Here is a 16386-nt window from a genome sequence, read left to right as displayed (position 1 = left end):
CCCTGACCGACCGCCACCGCGTGGCCTCGCAGCGTCGCGGCGATTTCAAACCCTGACGGCCGCCACCGCGGGGGCCGGCAGCGGCGCGGCGCGGGTTCATCCGAAGTCGCAGCCCGGGTTGGCGGCGTCCTCCGAGAGCGGCTTGCCGGAGGGCAGCACGTAGAGCACTTTGAGCACGACCTCCACTTTGCCGAGGTTGCGCCCGGTGTGAACGTGGTCGCGTCCGCTGGGTTCGAAGAGGAGCCGCCCCGCGCGGTAGACGCCGTCCGGCGCGCAGGTCGCGTCGTAGTGGGTGAGCGTCCCCGCCTTGACCCACGCGTAGAGCGGCCCGTCGTGGAAGTGCCAGCCGTTGTCCGCGCCCGGCGGAATGTGGATCTCGCGCAAGATCAGATCTCGGCCGGCCCCCGTGCGCTGCCACAGCACTTTCCCGGTGACGCCCGGGTCCGGCGGCGTGGCCACGGCCGACGACCCCACCAGCAGAGACGCGGCCGCCGCGACACCGGCCCAGCGTGCGTAATTCAATGCCATATGCCCTGTTTACGGGCATCGAAACCACGCCGATCGGGATTTCGCGCACATGCCCCGCTGAACCCGCACACCCTCCGCCGTCGTGTGAGGAACAACCCTCATTCTCGTCAGGCGAAGGGCAGGGCGACATGACCAGCCCCAACGCGCTGCTGGCCCCGACCGTGGAAGGCCCGGTCAGCTCCTGGGCCGGCCTGGCCTTGGCCGAGGACGTCGACCAGGTCCTCTCCGGCGTCCGCGGCGGCAGCTGGGTCGACGCCTCCATCGGCGGCGTCTCCGCCGGCCTCGACGCGCTCGCCTTCGTGGCCGACCCGGTGGGCGCCCTCCTCCAGTACGGCATCGCCTGGCTGATCGAGCACGTCAAGCCCCTCTCCGAGGCCCTCGACTGGCTGGCCGGCGACCCTGCGGTCATCGCCGCCCAATCCCGCACCTGGCACAACGTCGCCGAGGCCCTGCGCCTCGAGACCGACGAGCTGATCCGCTCCGTCCAGTGGGACACCTCCGAGTGGTTCGGCGAGGCCGGCGACGCCTACCGCGACTGGTCCACCAACCAGCGAAACGCCGTAACCGCCCTCTCGACATCGGCCGAAGCGATGGCCACGGCCGTCGGGGTCGCCGGCGAACTGATCGCCGGCGTCCGCATCATGGTCCGCGACGCGATCGCCACGGTCGTTGCCCGGCTCATCTCCTACGCCATCGAGGAGCTCGCCACCCTCGGCCTGGCCACGCCCCTGTTGGTCACTCAGGTGACCACCCTCTGCGCCCAGTGGTCCAGCCGCATCGCCCGCTGGCTGCACGGCCTCGTCTCCAGCATCCACCGCCTCCGCACCCTGACCGACCAACTGGCCGAGGCGCTGGAAGCTCTCCAGAGGCTCCTCCGCCGCCTGGGCGGCGCCGAAAGCAAGGCGCCAGAGCCGGTTCTCCACCGGGTGCGGAAGCGCGGCGCCGGCGCGACCCAGTATTTCCGGCTCGAAGTGGCATACGCCGTCGCCGAGAAGTACGGCATCGACCTCTCCGGACTCGACATCTCGCTCGGCGACAAGGCTCACCGAGGCGAATGCGGCAGCACCTATCGGGACGGAAGCATCGAGCTTTATTCGCCGGGCTTCCGCAGCGAGGAGGACCTCGCCCGCACTCTCGTCCACGAGAAGTTCCACCGTGACGAACTCGCCCTCGGCATCCCGTTTCCGCAGGACGAGGCGGAAAGGAATCAGTGGGAGGATCGGGCCTACGACTACGAGGACGAGTGGTGGGACAACCAACCGATCCGACCGGAACCGAGGACGAGATGACGGCGACCTACGAGGACTGGCTGGACGTATACGACGTGGTCTACGACGCAGTGCCCGGCAACGCCGACGTCGCCTGTCCCAACTGCGGCCATCACACCCTGCGGCTTGTCTTCACCGCCGATCCCGACCGGGATGTCGGCTACGGCTCCTTCTGGTGTGACACCTGCCTGCTCGGTGTCGGCCTTTCACGGGTGGTGATCCCGGACGGCGCGATCGTGCGGGACAGACGCCTCCCTCCCGAGGAGAGGGTGCCCAAAGTCCCCAACTTCAGGCTCGTGAACTGATCGCGAGGCAACCGCTACAAGCTGGCCATATAGCGAAACTCCAGTGAAACACCCCCTGGTTAGCGTCGGGCCCTCTCCAGGGAAAGCGAGTTTCGCATGGCCTCCTACATAGATCGACGTTCCCTGCTTCGTGGTGGCGCCGGGCTTGGGCTCCTCGGCGTCACCGGCGCGGTCCTCGCGGCCTGCGGGGACGACTCGGATGCCGCCTCCGGCACTGAGAGCAAGAGCTTCGGGGCGCTGAACTATCAGCACTCCTGGGTCAAGAACGTCGAGTTCGCCGGCGCCTACATCGCGGACGCCAAGGGGTACTACACCTCCGCCGGCTTCGAGAGTGTCAACCTCATGGCGGGCGGACCGAACGTCAGCCAGGACGCGGTCGTCGCCTCCGGCAAGTCGCTGCTCGCCATCTCGTCGCCGGACATCACCGCGGCGGCGATTCTCAAGGGAGCGCCGATCGTCATCGTCGGGGCGCAGTATCAGAAGAACCCGTTCTGCATCATGAGCCTCGCGAGCGCGCCGATCACCAAGCCGGAAGAGATGATCGGCAAGAAGATCGGGGTGCAGGCTACCAACGAGCCGGTCTGGAACGCATTTCTCAAGGCCAACGGCATCGACCCGGGCAAGGTCACCAAGGTGCCGGCCCAGTTCGACCCGTCGCCCCTGGTGTCCAAGGAGGTCGACGGCTGGTTCTCGTTCTTCACCAACGAGCCGAACCTGCTCAAGACCAAGGGCGTCGACACCGCCGTGATGCTGCTCAACGACCACGGCTACCCGATGGTGTCCGAGACGTACGCGGTCCGGAAGGAAACCCTCGCCAAGGATCGCGACAAGCTGAAGGCCGCCCTGATCGGCGACGTCAAGGGGTGGACCGACTCGCTCGCCGACCCCAAACTCGGCGCCGGCCTCGCCGCCACCAAGTACGGCAAGGATCTCGGTCTCGACGAGGCGGAGCAAGTGCTCGAGTCGACCGCGCAGAACACCGTGGTCTCCACCGCCGACACCAAGGCGAACGGCCTCTTCACGATCACCGACGAGCTGGTCGAGGAGACGCTCAAGACGCTGGCCCTGGGCGGCACCACCATCGCCAAGGACCAGCTCTTCGACCTGTCCGTCATCACCGAGGTGTACGCCGAGAACCCCACTCTCAAGGGGGCGGCCTGACCATGGAGGGCCGGGGGATCGTGTTGCGGCAGCTCACCAAGCAGTTCACGATCCGCCGGTCCACCGTCACCGCGCTCGACCGCGTCGACCTGGACACCCCGGCCGGCGCGTTCGTCGCGCTGCTCGGCCCGTCCGGGTGTGGGAAGTCGACGATCCTGCGCATCCTCGCCGATCTTGAACAGCCGACGTCCGGTCACGCGTACATCCACGGCGAGGAACCCGCCGCCACCCGCCGCAACCACCATCTCGGCATCGCGTTCCAGGACGCGGCCCTGCTGCCCTGGCGCTCGGTGACCGCCAACATCCGCCTGCCGTTGGAGGTCAGCGGCGTGAAGGTGGACGACGCCACGATCGCCGATCTGATCCGCCTGGTCGGTCTCGAGGGCTTCGAGCGGGCCCGGCCCGCCCAGCTCTCCGGCGGCATGCGCCAGCGGGTGGCGATCGCCCGCGCGCTGGTCGTCGAGCCGCGGATCCTGCTGCTGGACGAGCCGTTCGGTGCGCTCGACGAGATGACCCGGCAGCGGCTCAACCTGGAGCTCCAGCGCATCTGGACGGAGCGGGCCACCACGACGCTGCTGGTCACCCACTCGATCGCCGAGGCGGTGTTCCTCGCCGACACGGTCGCGGTGATGAGTCCGCGCCCCGGACGGATCGTCGCCCAGGTGGACATCGACCTGCCAAGGCCGCGCACGCCGGAGATGATGCGCACCGCCCGCTTCCACGAGCTCGAGGACCAGCTGAGCGCGATGCTGTTCGGGGAACGGGAAAGGGTCGGATGAGACGACTGCATGGCGTCGCCGGCGTGGTGGTGCTCCTGATCGTCTGGGAGATCCTCGGCCGCACCGTGTTCGCCGACAGCCGGGCCGTTCCGCCCCCGTCCGCGATAGTCCGGCAGATGGGCCACGACGGGGGGAGCTTCTACTGGCCCAACATCGCGACCACGGTGCGAGAGGCCGGCCAGGGCTGGCTGTGGGGCAACGCCATCGCGATCACCCTGGCCTTCCTGCTCATCCAGTTCCCGTTGATCGAACGGGCCGGCATGCGGCTGGCCCTGGTCTCCTACTGCCTCCCGGTGATCGCGATCGGCCCGGTTCTGGCCGTGCTCTCCAGCGGCGACACCGCCAAGGTCATCCTGGCCGCGATCTCGGTCATCTTCACCACCCTGGTCGGCACGCTGGTGGGGCTACGCAGCGCCGACCGCACCAGCCTCGACCTCGTGCGCGCCTACGGCGGCGGACGGTGGACGCAGCTGCGGCGGGTACGCATGCGGGCGAGCCTCCCCAGCCTCTTCGCCGGCCTGCGGATCGCCGCCCCCGCCGCCATGCTCGGCGCGATCATCGGTGAATACCTGGGCGCCGAGTCCGGCCTGGGCGTGGCGATGATCAACTCGCAGCAGAGCCTCGCCGTGGAGCGGACCTGGGGCATCGCCCTGGTGGCCACCGCCATCTCCGGCGGCGCGTACGGCCTCACCGCCCTGGCCGGCCGCGCACTCACCCCGTGGGCTCCGAGGACCGCCCGATGAAGGCGGCGTTGCGCCTGCTTCGGGGCATCGGCGGCGCCGCGCTTTCGGTGGTGGTCATCTGCGGCCTCTGGCAGCTCCTGGTCAAGGGGCTGCACCTGGATCCCTTCCTGACCCGGGGTCCGCTCGACGTCTGGCGCTACCTGACCGACCCTGCCCACGACGCCGAGCGAGCCCTCCTCTGGCAGGCCACCCGGACCACCGCCGTGGACGCCATGATCGGCCTGATCGGCGGCACGCTGGCGGCCCTGATCACCGCCCTGGCCTTCGCCGTCTGGCGGGGCGTCGAGCAGACCCTTCTCCCGATCGCCATGGCGCTGCGCGCGGTCCCGCTCGTGGCCATGACGCCGCTGATCGCCCTGGTCTTCGGCCGCGGCCTGGCCGCCGTCACGGTCATCGCCGGCATCGTGACGTTCTTCCCGGTCCTGGTGAACGTCTCGCTGGCCCTTCGCGCGGTCCCACGCTCCTCGACGGACCTGATGCGCGCCTACGGCGCCGGTCCCTTCTCGACCCTGCTGCGCGTCCAGCTTCCCGGCGCGCTGCCGGCGCTGTTCGCCGCCATGCGCGTGGCCGCCCCGCTGGCGCTGGTGGGCGCCCTGCTCGCCGAATGGCTGGCCACCGGCAAGGGACTCGGCTACCTGATGCTGGCCTCGGTGACGACCTTCGAGCTGGACCGCATGTGGGCCGGGGTGACGATCGTGACGGCCGCCTCGATCCTGCTCTACACGCTGATCAGCTTCATCGAGCAGCTCACCCTCACCCGTTACGCCCCCGACCAGGCACAAACGCTCTGACGCGACCGGCCGGTCGGCCCCGGCTAGTGATCAACTCCAGCCGAGGCCTTACTTATGACGCGGGTCACAGGTTAGATTCATGGAAATTGATCGATTCTCTGGGTGGCTGACATGGCGGATCAGTTCCAGATCGTGACCGACCCGGTGGCCAACTCGGTGGCGGTGTCCGCCATCTTTGCGGTGTTGCCGCTGCTCACGCTCTTCATCCTGCTCGGGGCGCTGCGGATGCGGGCCTGGCTCGCCGGGGTCATCTCGCTCGTGGTCGCGCTCGTCGTGGCGATCGTGGTGTACAGCATGCCGGTGGGGACGGCGCTGCTGTCCGCCACCGAGGGGGCGGCCTTCGGGTTCTTCCCGATCTTGTGGATCGTGCTCAACGCGATCTGGGTCTACAACCTGACGGTGGTCAGCGGGCACTTCGACGTGCTGCGACGGTCCATGGCCCGGGTCAGCCCGGACATGCGTATTCAAGCGATCATCGTGGCGTTCTGCTTCGGAGCGCTGCTCGAGGCGCTGGCGGGGTTCGGCACGCCGGTGGCGGTCACCGTGGTCATGTTGATGGCGCTGGGGTTCCCGCCCGTCCGGGCGGCGGCAGTGGCGCTGATCGCGAACACGGCGCCGGTGGCGTTCGGGGCGCTTGCCACGCCGATTGTGACGCTGGGGACGGTCACGTCGGGGGCAGTGGATGATCCGCGGCTCAACACCGACACGCTCGGGGCGATGGTGGGGCGGCAGACGCCGCTGCTCGCGCTGATCGTTCCGCTGATCCTCGTTGCGGTGATCGATGGGCGGCGGGGCGTCCGGCAGACCTGGCCGGCGGCGATCGTGGCGGGGGCCGTGTTCGCGGTGGGGCAGTTCGTCGCGGCCAACTACGTGTCGGTTCCGCTGACGGACATCATCGCGTCGCTGGCGGCCGCGGCGGCCGTGGTGCTGCTGCTGCGCATCTGGCAGCCGGCCGAGATACCGCCACTGCACGAGGACGCCGACTCGGTGATCGTCGGCGCCGGAACATCCGGCCGGGCGACGGGCGCCGCCGGCGACGGACCGGCGGCGGCGGCCGACAGCGGGCTGGGTGGCGGGAGCGCCGAGCGGCCGAACGGAACCGCGGCCGGCAGGAATGCCGGCGGCAACACGGGCGAGAACAACGCGGCGACCGGGGACGACGGAGCCAAGAACGGCGGGCGGGAGACGTACGCGCCCAGGAGCGCAAGCATCGACCAGCGCGACTCGGCCGCGGAGATCGCCCGCGCCTACGCCCCGTATCTGATCATTATTGCGATCTTCTCGATCGCCAACATCGGACCGATCAAGGACGCTCTCGCCAAGGAGCCCTGGACGGTCGTCTTCGGATGGCCGGGCCTGCACGTGCTGAGCGCCAGCGGAAAACCGGTCTCGTCGACCAACTTCACGCTGGGCTGGCTGCCGGCCGCCGGCACGCTGATGATCCTCGCGGGCATCCTCACCGCGATCGTGCTGCGGGTGAGCGCGAAGAAGGCGATCCGCGCCTACGGCGAGACGTACGTGACGCTGCGGCACGCGATCGTGACGGTGATGGCGGTGCTGGCGCTCGCCTACGTCATGAACCAGTCGGGGCAGACCAACACGCTCGGCGAGTTCCTGGCGCAGGCGGGCAGCTTCTTCGTCGTCCTCTCGTCGATCCTCGGCTGGATCGGGGTGGCCGTGACCGGCTCGGACACTTCATCGAACGCCCTGTTCGGCGCGCTTCAGGTGCAGACCGCGACCAAGGCCGGCCTCGATCCCCTCCTGCTCGCCGCGGCCAACTCGTCCGGCGGCGTCCTCGGCAAGATGATCAGCCCGCAGAACCTGGCGATCGCCGCGGCGGCCGTGGGCATGGCCGGCCGGGAGGGCGACATCTTCCGCAAGGTGGTCGGTTGGAGCGTGGTTCTGCTGGCCGTCATGTGTGTGCTGGTGACCTTGCAGGGCACCCCCGTTCTCGACTGGATGATTCCCTAGCGACGCGCGACGCCCAGCGTGGTGAGGCGGACGCTTTCGAGAGCCGCCTCGCCGTCGCTGGTTACGGCGAGGGCGATGGTGTTGCGGCCGCGTGGGTTCAGTACGCCGGTGGGCAGGGCGAACGTGTGCTGCGGGCCGACGTCGGCGATGTACTGGCCCATGTTCCAGCCGTTCACGAAGATCAGCACCCGGTAGTGCCGGTCCGAGCGCGGCGTCGCCGGGTCGCCGATGGTCAGGCCCAGCGAGGCGTCGATGTCTGCGGGGATCTTCAGGTCGAAGCTGGTCCGGTACCACGACGTGCCCGCGACGGCGGACGTGTCGGGGACGGCACGGGCCGACCACGAGCGGTCCGGGAAACCGGGCAGCGACCAGCCGTTGCGCTCGCCGTAGAGGCCGCCGTTGTTGAGCGGCCCGCGCACCGGATCCACGCCGGCCGTGCCCTGGACGCGCCAGGTCACCCCGCTGGGCACGACGCCGTCGAAGGTTGCGCCGATCACGCCGCGCCCCTCCTTGTGGGCGTCGTTGACCCCGCCGTCCTCGTTGTGCGAGTTGTTCCGCACCATGATCGAGAGCACGTGCGGCCCGTCGGTGAGCAGCGCGGGCGGGACCGTGAACGTGTCGTTGTTACGGGTCGGCGGCGCCGCCACCCCGCTCGGGATCGTCCGCTGCCCGAGGTAGGCGCCGTCCAGCCAGGCCTGAGCCAGCCCCGCGCCGCCGCCACCCCAGTCGAGCGTCACGGCGGCCGGCGCCGGGCCGTCGAAGTGCCCGCGATACCAGATGTCGCCGTGATGGAAGCCGTAGTCGTCGGCGGTGAGCACGACCTGCCCGGCCGGTGGCTTCGTGGTGCTGTTGGTGGAGGTCAGGCCGGCGGTCCGCCATGCGGCGTCGTCGAAGCCGGGCTTCGCCTCCGGCGACTCCGCGGCATAGCGCCAGGCGGTCAGGTCCGGCAGGACGATCTCCCGAGGTCCGGGCAGATGGCGTACGGCGAGCAGCGCGCCACCGGAAGATCGGGCCGCGACCGGTTTGCCGTTCCAGGTGAGGGTGCGCGCCGGACCCCACACTTCGAGCGGCGCGGAGGCCGTGGTGTCCCCGGTGAGAGCGAGCCGGCCGTCGTGCACCCGCGCGGCGCGCACGAGTTGCGGCCCCCGGACGAGCACGTCATCCACGCGCCAGAAGGTCGCCGCCGCGTCCTCGTCGGCCACCAGAAGCGTCAGGCTCGGGCGGTCGGGTGCGGTCACCCGTACGCGAATGATGCCGTGATGAGAGTAGGTGAGCCGCAGATCGCCCGTTTTCGCGTCGTAGGCGGCGGAAGCCGCCCCTTCGAGAACCTGGACCTTGGGCTCGGTCGGATAGCGCAGGACCGTCTCCCCCGCCTCGCCGTCGCGGCCGTGCAGCAGCGCCACCCCGCGCAGGTGCGTCATGATCTCGGAGGTCGAGTAGACGAGGTGGTTGCCCTCGAGGTCGTAGTTCGCGACCAGCGTCTTCGCGTCCTGCCCGTTGAGTCGCAGCGGCACGGTGTAGGAGCCGTCCGCGGTGATCAGCGGGAAGGTGAAGCTGTCGTCGGTCGTCGCGTTCGACGGGTTGTGCACGGCGAAGTAGAAGTTCGTGCCGGTCTCGGCGTTGACGGTGTGCTCGATCCGCGCGGCGGTCGAGGACGCAGGCACGTCGTCGCCCTTGTCCACCTTGGTCAGCGGCGCGACGCTTTGCACGAAGTAGCCGAGTGTCTTGAGCGTCTGCGCCTTGGGCCGCAGCTGCCGGCCCTCGTCGATCGCCGCGCCGTAGTCGTAGGAGGTGTAGACCACCGGCGCCGGCAGCCACCCCCACGACGTGCCACCGGAGACCATGTAGAAGTTCTGCACGGTGAGCCGGTTGGCGATGTTGGCGCCGTAGAAGACCCGCTCGTAGCCCGGCCCCTGGCGAAGCGCGGTGCACGGGTACGTGCCGACGCTGCCCCAGTAGTCGAACCAGCCACCGCCGAACTCGGCAGTGAAGCCGGGCGTCTTGTCGGAGGCGGTGGCGCCGCCCTTCGCCCCGCCGGCGCCCTGGATGCCCCAGTCGGGCGCCACGTTCGGCGAGCCGACGGTGCCGTCGGTGCGGCACGTGCCGCCCGGATAGCCGTCGAACGCGTACAGGTCGACCGGGCCGGGAAGGGTGCCGGGGACGGTCGAGGAGGGCGGCACCCAGTAGCCGTTGCGGCCCTTGTCGTTGTGGAAGATCGGCACCTGGATGCCGTCGGCGCGGGCCTTGTCGTACAGGTGCTGCAGGTAGTTGCGTTGCGAGGCGCCGGTCGCGGCGAGCTCGTTCTCGATCTGGTACAGGATCACTGAGCCGCGGCCGTCGGTCACCTGGTGGCGGGCGATGATCGCGTCGATGGCGCTCTGCCACTCGTCGGTGGCGGCGAGGTAGTCGGGGGCGTCGCTGCGGGCGCGGCCGGCCTGGGTGGCGAGCCACGCGGGGAAGCCACCGCCGTCGGTCTCGGCGTTGATGTACGGGCCGGGGCGGGCGATCACGTACAGGCCGACCTGGTCGGCGATGGTGAGCAGGCGGTCCATGTCGCGTACGCCGGTGAAGTCGTAGATGCCGGGCGCCGGGGAGTGGTAGCCCCAGTCGAAGTAGAAGGAGACGGTGTTGAAGCCGATCGCCTTCATCTTCTCGAGGACGTCGCGCCAGAGGGCGGGGCTGGGAAGACGGAAGGGGTGCATCTCGCCCGACCAGAGGAAGGTCCGCTGCCCGTCGATGATCATCGAGTACTGATCGAAGGCGACGGTGTGCTGCTCCGCCCTTTGTGCCGGCATCGCAGCTCCTTGCGCGGGCGTCGCGACGTACCCGATGCCCAGGAGCACGACCGCTGCCGCCGTCGCCAGGAAAGCCCTTACCTTCTCGAAGCGCATCGATACATGCTGATGCGTTCGACGGTGTGCCGTCAAGCGTCAGCTGGTGGGGTCAGTTCGGTCGAGCAGCTGGCTCATCGCCTGCAGCAGCTGGTCGTTCTGGAAGGGCTTGTGCAGCAGCGGCGCGTCCGGCGGCAGCTCCTGCCCGCCCGGCGCCGGCCCGCTCGTGTAGCCCGACATGAACAGCACCGGCAGCTCCGGGCGGGTCTGGCGCAGCTCCGCCGCGAGTTGGGTGCCCGACATGCCGGGCATGATGACGTCGCTGAGCAGGGCGTCCACCTGCAGGTTGCCGTCCAGACAAAGCTTCAGCGCCTCCTGCGGATCGCCGGCCGCGTGCACCTCGTAGCCGGCCTTCGTGAGGATGCGGCAGACGATGTCGCGTACGCCGTCCTCGTCCTCGACCACCAGGATGCGCCGCCCCGCGCCGCCGGCCGGTGACGAGCGCGCGGGCGCGGCCGGGCCGGACGGCGCCTCGGCGCTCACCGGCAGCCGCACCCGGACCGTGGTCCCCTGGCCGGGCTGCGAGTCCAGCGTGATCGTTCCGCCCACGTCCGCGACCACCCCGTACGCCGTCGCCAGGCCCAGCCCGGTGCCTTTGCCCCGGCCCTTCGTGGTGAAGAACGGCTCGAACGCGCGTGCCGCCACCTCGGGGGCCATCCCGACGCCGGTGTCGGTGATGCTCAGGCAGACGAAGCGGCTGTCGTCCTCGACGCTGGTCGCAATGGTGAGCCGGCCGCCCGTCGGCATCGCGGCGCGGGAGTTCATCACCGCGTTCATCAGCACCTGCTCGAGCTTGCTGCGGTCCATGGTGATCGCCGGCAGGTCGGCCGAGAGCATCGTGCTCAGCTCGATGTCCTCGCCGAGCGTGCGGGCGAGCAGGCGCTGCATGTCGGCGGCGACCGTGTTGAGGTCGAGGGTCTCGGGGCGGGACGGCTCGAGCCGGCTGAAGATCAGCAGCTGGCGGGTGAGGCCGCTGCCGCGCGCGGCGGCCTGCTCGATGGCCTGCACGTCGGGGCGTACCGGGTGGTCGGCGAGCTCGTCGGCGAGGATGTCGGCGTAGCCGGAGATCACCGCGAGAATGTTGTTGAAGTCGTGGGCGATGCCGCCGGCGAGCTGGCCGAGCGAGTCGAGCCGTTCGGCCTGGCGCAGCTGCTGTTCGAGGCGGGTCCGCTCGGTGATGTCGCGCAGGATCCCCTCGACCGCGACGACCCGCCCGGTCTTGTCGGTGACCGAGCTGGCCCGCTGCTCGACCCAGGCGGCGCGGCCGGCGTGATGCCGGAAGTGGATGGTGAGCGTGCCCGGCTCGATCGAGCGCCAGGACGCCTCGAGCGTGGCCCGGTCCTCGGTGTCGACCGTCCGGAAGATCAGCTCGGGGTCGGCGTAGAACTGCTCGGGCTGGTATCCGGTGATCTCCTCGACCGCGGGGCTGAGGTACTCCATGGCGGCCGTCGGGTGCAGCCGGTAGCGGAAGATGACGTCCTGGGCGTGCTCGGCGATCAGCCGGAACCGCTCTTCGCTCTCCCGCAGCGCGGCCTCGGCGCGTCGCCGCTGCCGCCGCTCGGCCGCTTCGTGCAGTTCGCGCTGCACGGCGGGGGCGAGCCGGGCCAGCCGGTCCTTGAGCACGAAGTCGCGGACGCCGGCGCGCATCATGGCGGCCGCCGACTCCTCGCCGACCTGGCCGCTGACCAGCAGGAACGGGATGTCGGCGTCGTACTCGCGCACCTGCTCGAGCGCTTCCTCAGCGCGGAACACGGGCATGTTGTAGTCACAGATCACCACGTCGGGCGACCGCTGCTCGATCGCGCGGGCCACGCCGCCGGGGGTGTCCGCACGGTTGTGGCTGACGTCGAGGCCGGCCCGGGCCAGCTGGCGGACGATCAGCACGGCGTCGTCGTCGCTGTCGTCGATGATCAGCAGATGCATGGCGCTCACCCACCCCGCCCCGACGGCGCGGGTTCGTTGACCAGAAGCCAGTAGATGCCGAGGGCGTTCACGGCCGCGACGAACTCCTCGAAGACCACGGGCTTGCGGACGAAACTGTTGGCGCCGAGCCGGTAGCTCGCCATGATGTCGCGCTCCTCGTTGGAGGTGGTCAGCACCACGACCGGCAGGTTCTCGGTGCGCTCGTCCGCGCGGATGCACCGCAGCACCTCGAGCCCGTCGATCTTGGGCAGCTTGATGTCGAGCAGGACGATCGCGGGCCGCAGCCCCTCGCCCTGTTCGGGCAGCAGGCGCAGCAGGGCCTGCTCGCCGTCGGTGGCGACCACCACCTCGTTGCGGATCCGGTTCTTGGTGAAGGCCCGGACGGTCAGCAGCGCGTCGTCGGGGTTGTCCTCGACCAGCAGGATCGGCCGCTCGGTCATCGGAGCTCCCAGTCGGCCGGCGCGGGGGTGAGGTTGAACCGGAACGCGGCGCCCTCGCCGACCGCGCCCTCGGCGAGAATCCGGCCGCCGTGCCTCGTGATGATCCGGTGCACGATCGCGAGCCCGATCCCGGTGCCTTCGAACTCGCCGGCCGAGTGCAGCCGCTGGAAGGGATCGAACATTTTATCGGCATATTTCATGTCGAAGCCCGCGCCGTTGTCCCGGACCTCGAAGACGTCGACCCCCGACTGCGGATGCATGCCGATCGAGATGACCGGGCCGGCGGATTGTGCGGTGAACTTCCACGCGTTGCCCAGCAGGTTCTGCAACACCAGGCGGATCAGGTGCGGATCACCCTGCGCGTGCAGATTGTCCGGAATCTCCCAGCGAACGACCCGTGCCGGGTCGGCGGAGGACACCTCGGCGGCCACCTCCCGGGCGAGCGCGCTCAGATCGAACGCGTCCCGCCGCAGCTGTGACCGGGTGGCCCGGGACAGGTGCAGCAGGTCGTCGATCATCTGGGCCATCCGCCCGACGTTCGCCTGGATCCGCTTGAGGTAGCCCTGCGCCTCCTCGTCCAGGTCTCCGGCGTAGTCCTCGAGCAGCACCTGGCTGAAGCCTTCGAGCGAGCGCAGCGGCGCGCGGAGGTCGTGCGAGACCGAGTACGCGAACGCGTCCAGCTCCCGCGTCGACGCCTCCAGCTCGGCCGTGCGCTGCCGGACCCGCAGCTCGAGCTCGTCATTGAGGCGGCGCACCTCCTCCTCGGCCCGCTTACGCGCGGTGATGTCGGTGGAGATGCCGCAGATCGCGTACGCGTGGCCGTGCTCGTCGTGCAGCGGGAACTTCACCGTCACGTACGTGTGCAGCCCGTTCTCACCCGGCGCCTGCTCCTCCACCTGCAGCGGCACGCCGCGGGCGATGGCCGCCAGGTCGTTCGCCCGGAACTCGTCGGCGATCGGCCCCTCGAACAGGTCGTGGTCGGTGAGTCCGACGATGTCCTCGCGGTGCAGGTTGAACAGCCGCTCGTACTCCCGGTTGACCAGCAGATAGTGCCCGTCGACGTCGCGCATGTAGATCACGGCCGAGGTGTGGTCGATCAGCGCCATCAACTGCTCGTGCCCGACCCGCACCGGAGGCCGGGTGCCGGTGCTCACGACAGACTCCTGTTCACCTGTCACCCCACCAGCGCGACCGAGACCGATGCGGCCGACGGTACCTCCGGTTCGGCCCCCTTTTCGGCGGTTTCCGCGGAGAGGGCCGATCGCAGCGGGGCGAGCGTGTGCTCGTGCCGGGCGCGGGTGAGCCGCTCCAAGAACGTCTCGTTCATGCCCGTCGTACCCGTCCGGTTGGACACCAGCGGCTTGTCACCCTGCCCGGCCAGATCCCGCCGCCGCTGCGGCTTGAACAGGAACTTCTTGCTCAGCATGAGGTGCGCGCCGGCGGCCCGGGCATGCGCGGTGAGCAGCCGGTACCAGTCGATCAGCGCCGGGTGGCTGCCGAGCACCGCGCCGGCCGCCTCGCGCAGCTCGTCCGGTTTGATGCACTGCTCGGCCAGCAGCCGCTCGGGCAGCGTCGGCTGGGTCATCAGCTCCTCGAGCGCCTGCCGCTCCTCGTCGAGCAGCGCCGGGAACAGCCGGCGTACGTGCTGGTCGTAGCCGGTCAGACCGATGCCGAGCAGGAAGTCGCGCTTGAGCGACTCGGGGTCGAGCGCGCCGCTGGGCGGGATGTCGTCGCGGGTCCAGTGCACCGCGAACTGCCGGAACACGTCGAGGAAGTGCTCGTCCGGCATGCTCTGACCGGGCGGCAGCGACGCGAACTCGAGGAACAGGCGACGCATCGCCTCGATGAGGTCGGTGGCCACCCGTACGCGTTCGAGCGCCTCGTCGGAGATCAGGCTGATCTCACCGCCGCTCAGCGGCGAGAGCAGTTCGTTGACGGCCAGCTCGATCGCCTCGCTCTTCTTGATCAGCAGGAAGAACCGCTCCTCGCCGGGCGTGCCGGTGTAGCTGCGGATCCGGCCGTCGTCGAAGACGCCGGGCAGCACCGACATGAGCTCGTTCCCGCGGCGCACCTCGAGCGTGCCCACGTTCCACCGCACCAGCGACGCATAGCTGTCCCGGCCATAATGCCCGCGGCCGGTGCGAGCGGCCAGCGCCGCGAAATACTCGCGGAACGGCCGCTTGTCGACAGCCAGGCCGTCGAACGCCCGTTCCGGGCTCTGTTTGCCGCCCGGATTCCATTCCTGATAATGGCGGGCCACCGAAGCACCGACGAAGCCGAGCCGCACCACCAGCCGTTGCGCCGCCTCCGGCGTCAGGCCGTCGACCGCCGGGAGCTGCGGAAACAGCACGTCGCGCGCCTGATCGGCGAGCATGCCGGGCGAGATGTCACGCGCCAGGATCGCCCGGTTCAGCCGGGGTAGCTCGTCGTCGACCCATTGCCCCATTTGCCGCACTACCAATCGAGACACCCCTTCGCGGGAGGCCTTTACATCCCTATCGACCGGGCGGTCGGTTTTCTTAGCGGCATTGACACTGATAGATGCCAATGCGAGGGTACGGAGCACCGGCACCAGCGTGTCGCCGACCCGGCACGCCCAGCCACCATCGGCGGCGGGCGATCCCTGCCGCCACGAAGCAGAAGGGATCCCCCATGCGTCTTCGACGCGTCCTCGCCCTCGGCGCCACCGCGCTCGCGACCGCCACCGGCATCGTCGCCGGCCCCGCCGCGGCACAGGCGGCCCCGGCCGCCGCCGTCGCGGCCACCACGCTCGCCTCGACGATCGCGCTCAGCAACTGCTCGGCGTCGCTCGTGCGCTACCCCAGCTCGGCCAGCAGCGACCGGGCCATGATGCTCACCAACGGGCACTGCTACGAGGGCGGTTTCCTCGGCGCCGGCCAGGTGCTGCAGAACCGGACCAGCAGCCGGTCGGGCACGCTGCTGAACGCGAGCGGGCGCTCGCTCGCCACGGTCCGCGCCGACCGCGTCCTGTACGCGACGATGACCGGCACCGACGTCACGCTGTACCGGCTCACCTCGACCTACGCCACCCTGTCGAGCCGCTATGGCGCGACCGCGCTGACCATCTCGGCGAGCCACCCCGCGGCCGGGGCGAGTATCGCTATCCCGTCCAGCTACTGGAAGCAGATCTGGACCTGCAAGATCGACGGCTTCGTGGGCACGCTGCGCGAGGACGAGTGGACCTGGCGCGACTCGATCCGGTACGACGTCAACTGCGACACGATCCACGGCACGTCGGGCTCGCCGATCGTGGACGCCTCGTCCGGGCAGATCGTCGGGATCAACAACACCGGCAACGACGACGGCGAGATGTGCACGCTCAACAACCCGTGCGAGGTCGATGCGAACGGGACCACGCACGCGTATCAGGGGCAGAGCTACGGCGAACAGACGTACTGGTTCACCACATGTCTGACATCGAGTCGTACGATCGATTTGTCCGTCTCGGGTTGTCTTCTGACCAAACCGACAACCTGACTCGTCCGTTCGGACGAATCACTGCAGGTCCGGCGGCTATTCGCCGCCGGATCACATTTCCCGGAATCGAATTGTCGCGCCGCCCTTT

14 protein-coding genes are annotated in these 16386 nt (G+C 69.7%); 8 read left to right on the top strand and 6 right to left on the bottom strand.

Translation table 11 applies throughout. The features are described from left to right. Positions 1–96: 96 nt before the first annotated feature. Complete coding sequence (locus ACIA5D_RS12935; protein ID WP_396030054.1) at positions 97–528, bottom strand: cupin domain-containing protein; 432 nt, start codon at positions 526–528, stop codon at positions 97–99. Between the two features lie 128 nt (positions 529–656). Between ACIA5D_RS12935 and ACIA5D_RS12930 the strand changes: the two genes are divergently transcribed. The 7 genes from ACIA5D_RS12930 (at position 657) to ACIA5D_RS12900 (ending at position 7546) form a co-directional block, all read left to right on the top strand. Continuing rightward, entirely contained in the window at positions 657–1817 is a 1161-nt protein-coding gene (locus ACIA5D_RS12930) for a WXG100 family type VII secretion target (RefSeq protein ID WP_396030053.1), read from the top strand. Further along, complete coding sequence (locus ACIA5D_RS12925; RefSeq protein WP_396030052.1) at positions 1814–2101, top strand: hypothetical protein; 288 nt, start codon at positions 1814–1816, stop codon at positions 2099–2101. The genes ACIA5D_RS12930 and ACIA5D_RS12925 overlap by 4 nt, the downstream gene beginning before the upstream one ends. 96 nt (positions 2102–2197) lie before the next feature. Then, positions 2198–3262, top strand: coding sequence for an ABC transporter substrate-binding protein (locus tag ACIA5D_RS12920; protein WP_396030051.1), 1065 nt, complete (start codon positions 2198–2200; stop codon positions 3260–3262). Positions 3263–3264: 2 nt separating this feature from the next. Next, positions 3265–4041, top strand: coding sequence for an ABC transporter ATP-binding protein (locus ACIA5D_RS12915; protein WP_396030050.1), 777 nt, complete (start codon positions 3265–3267; stop codon positions 4039–4041). After that, positions 4038–4784: an ABC transporter permease gene (locus tag ACIA5D_RS12910; protein WP_396030049.1), complete on the top strand. Its 747-nt coding sequence runs from the start codon at positions 4038–4040 to the stop codon at positions 4782–4784. The genes ACIA5D_RS12915 and ACIA5D_RS12910 overlap by 4 nt, the downstream gene beginning before the upstream one ends. Further along, on the top strand, positions 4781–5575 hold the full coding sequence (locus ACIA5D_RS12905; RefSeq protein ID WP_396030048.1) for an ABC transporter permease: 795 nt from the start codon (positions 4781–4783) through the stop codon (positions 5573–5575). The genes ACIA5D_RS12910 and ACIA5D_RS12905 overlap by 4 nt, the downstream gene beginning before the upstream one ends. A gap of 111 nt (positions 5576–5686) precedes the next feature. Then, the gene (locus ACIA5D_RS12900; RefSeq protein WP_396030047.1) at positions 5687–7546 is read left to right on the top strand and encodes an L-lactate permease; all 1860 of its coding nucleotides are present in this window, start codon (positions 5687–5689) and stop codon (positions 7544–7546) included. Here ACIA5D_RS12900 and ACIA5D_RS12895 read toward each other — a convergent pair. From ACIA5D_RS12895 to ACIA5D_RS12875, 5 genes are read right to left on the bottom strand one after another with little or no spacing between them, the layout of a single operon-like run. Next, entirely contained in the window at positions 7543–10437 is a 2895-nt protein-coding gene (locus ACIA5D_RS12895) for a beta-galactosidase (protein WP_396030046.1), read from the bottom strand. The two genes, ACIA5D_RS12900 and ACIA5D_RS12895, sit on opposite strands and share 4 nt — an antisense overlap. A gap of 39 nt (positions 10438–10476) precedes the next feature. Continuing rightward, the gene (locus ACIA5D_RS12890) at positions 10477–12360 is read right to left on the bottom strand and encodes a response regulator (protein ID WP_396030045.1); all 1884 of its coding nucleotides are present in this window, start codon (positions 12358–12360) and stop codon (positions 10477–10479) included. A gap of 5 nt (positions 12361–12365) precedes the next feature. Continuing rightward, the gene (locus ACIA5D_RS12885; RefSeq protein WP_396030044.1) at positions 12366–12800 is read right to left on the bottom strand and encodes a response regulator; all 435 of its coding nucleotides are present in this window, start codon (positions 12798–12800) and stop codon (positions 12366–12368) included. Further along, positions 12797–13954 carry an ATP-binding protein gene (locus ACIA5D_RS12880; RefSeq protein WP_396030043.1) on the bottom strand — a complete coding sequence of 386 codons (1158 nt, stop codon included), beginning with the start codon at positions 13952–13954 and terminating at the stop codon, positions 12797–12799. The genes ACIA5D_RS12885 and ACIA5D_RS12880 overlap by 4 nt, the downstream gene beginning before the upstream one ends. Before the next feature lie 20 nt (positions 13955–13974). After that, on the bottom strand, positions 13975–15246 hold the full coding sequence (locus ACIA5D_RS12875) for a hypothetical protein (protein WP_396030042.1): 1272 nt from the start codon (positions 15244–15246) through the stop codon (positions 13975–13977). Positions 15247–15452: 206 nt separating this feature from the next. Here ACIA5D_RS12875 and ACIA5D_RS12870 point away from each other — a divergent pair, with 206 nt between their 5' ends. Beyond that, positions 15453–16298, top strand: coding sequence for a serine protease (locus ACIA5D_RS12870; protein ID WP_396030041.1), 846 nt, complete (start codon positions 15453–15455; stop codon positions 16296–16298). Positions 16299–16386 lie beyond the last annotated feature (88 nt).

Source organism: Actinoplanes sp. NPDC051513, assembly GCF_044454685.1.
Classification (GTDB): domain Bacteria; phylum Actinomycetota; class Actinomycetes; order Mycobacteriales; family Micromonosporaceae; genus Actinoplanes.
Note: the sequence above shows the minus strand (reverse complement) of the source record. Positions and strands in the feature narration are given on the sequence as shown.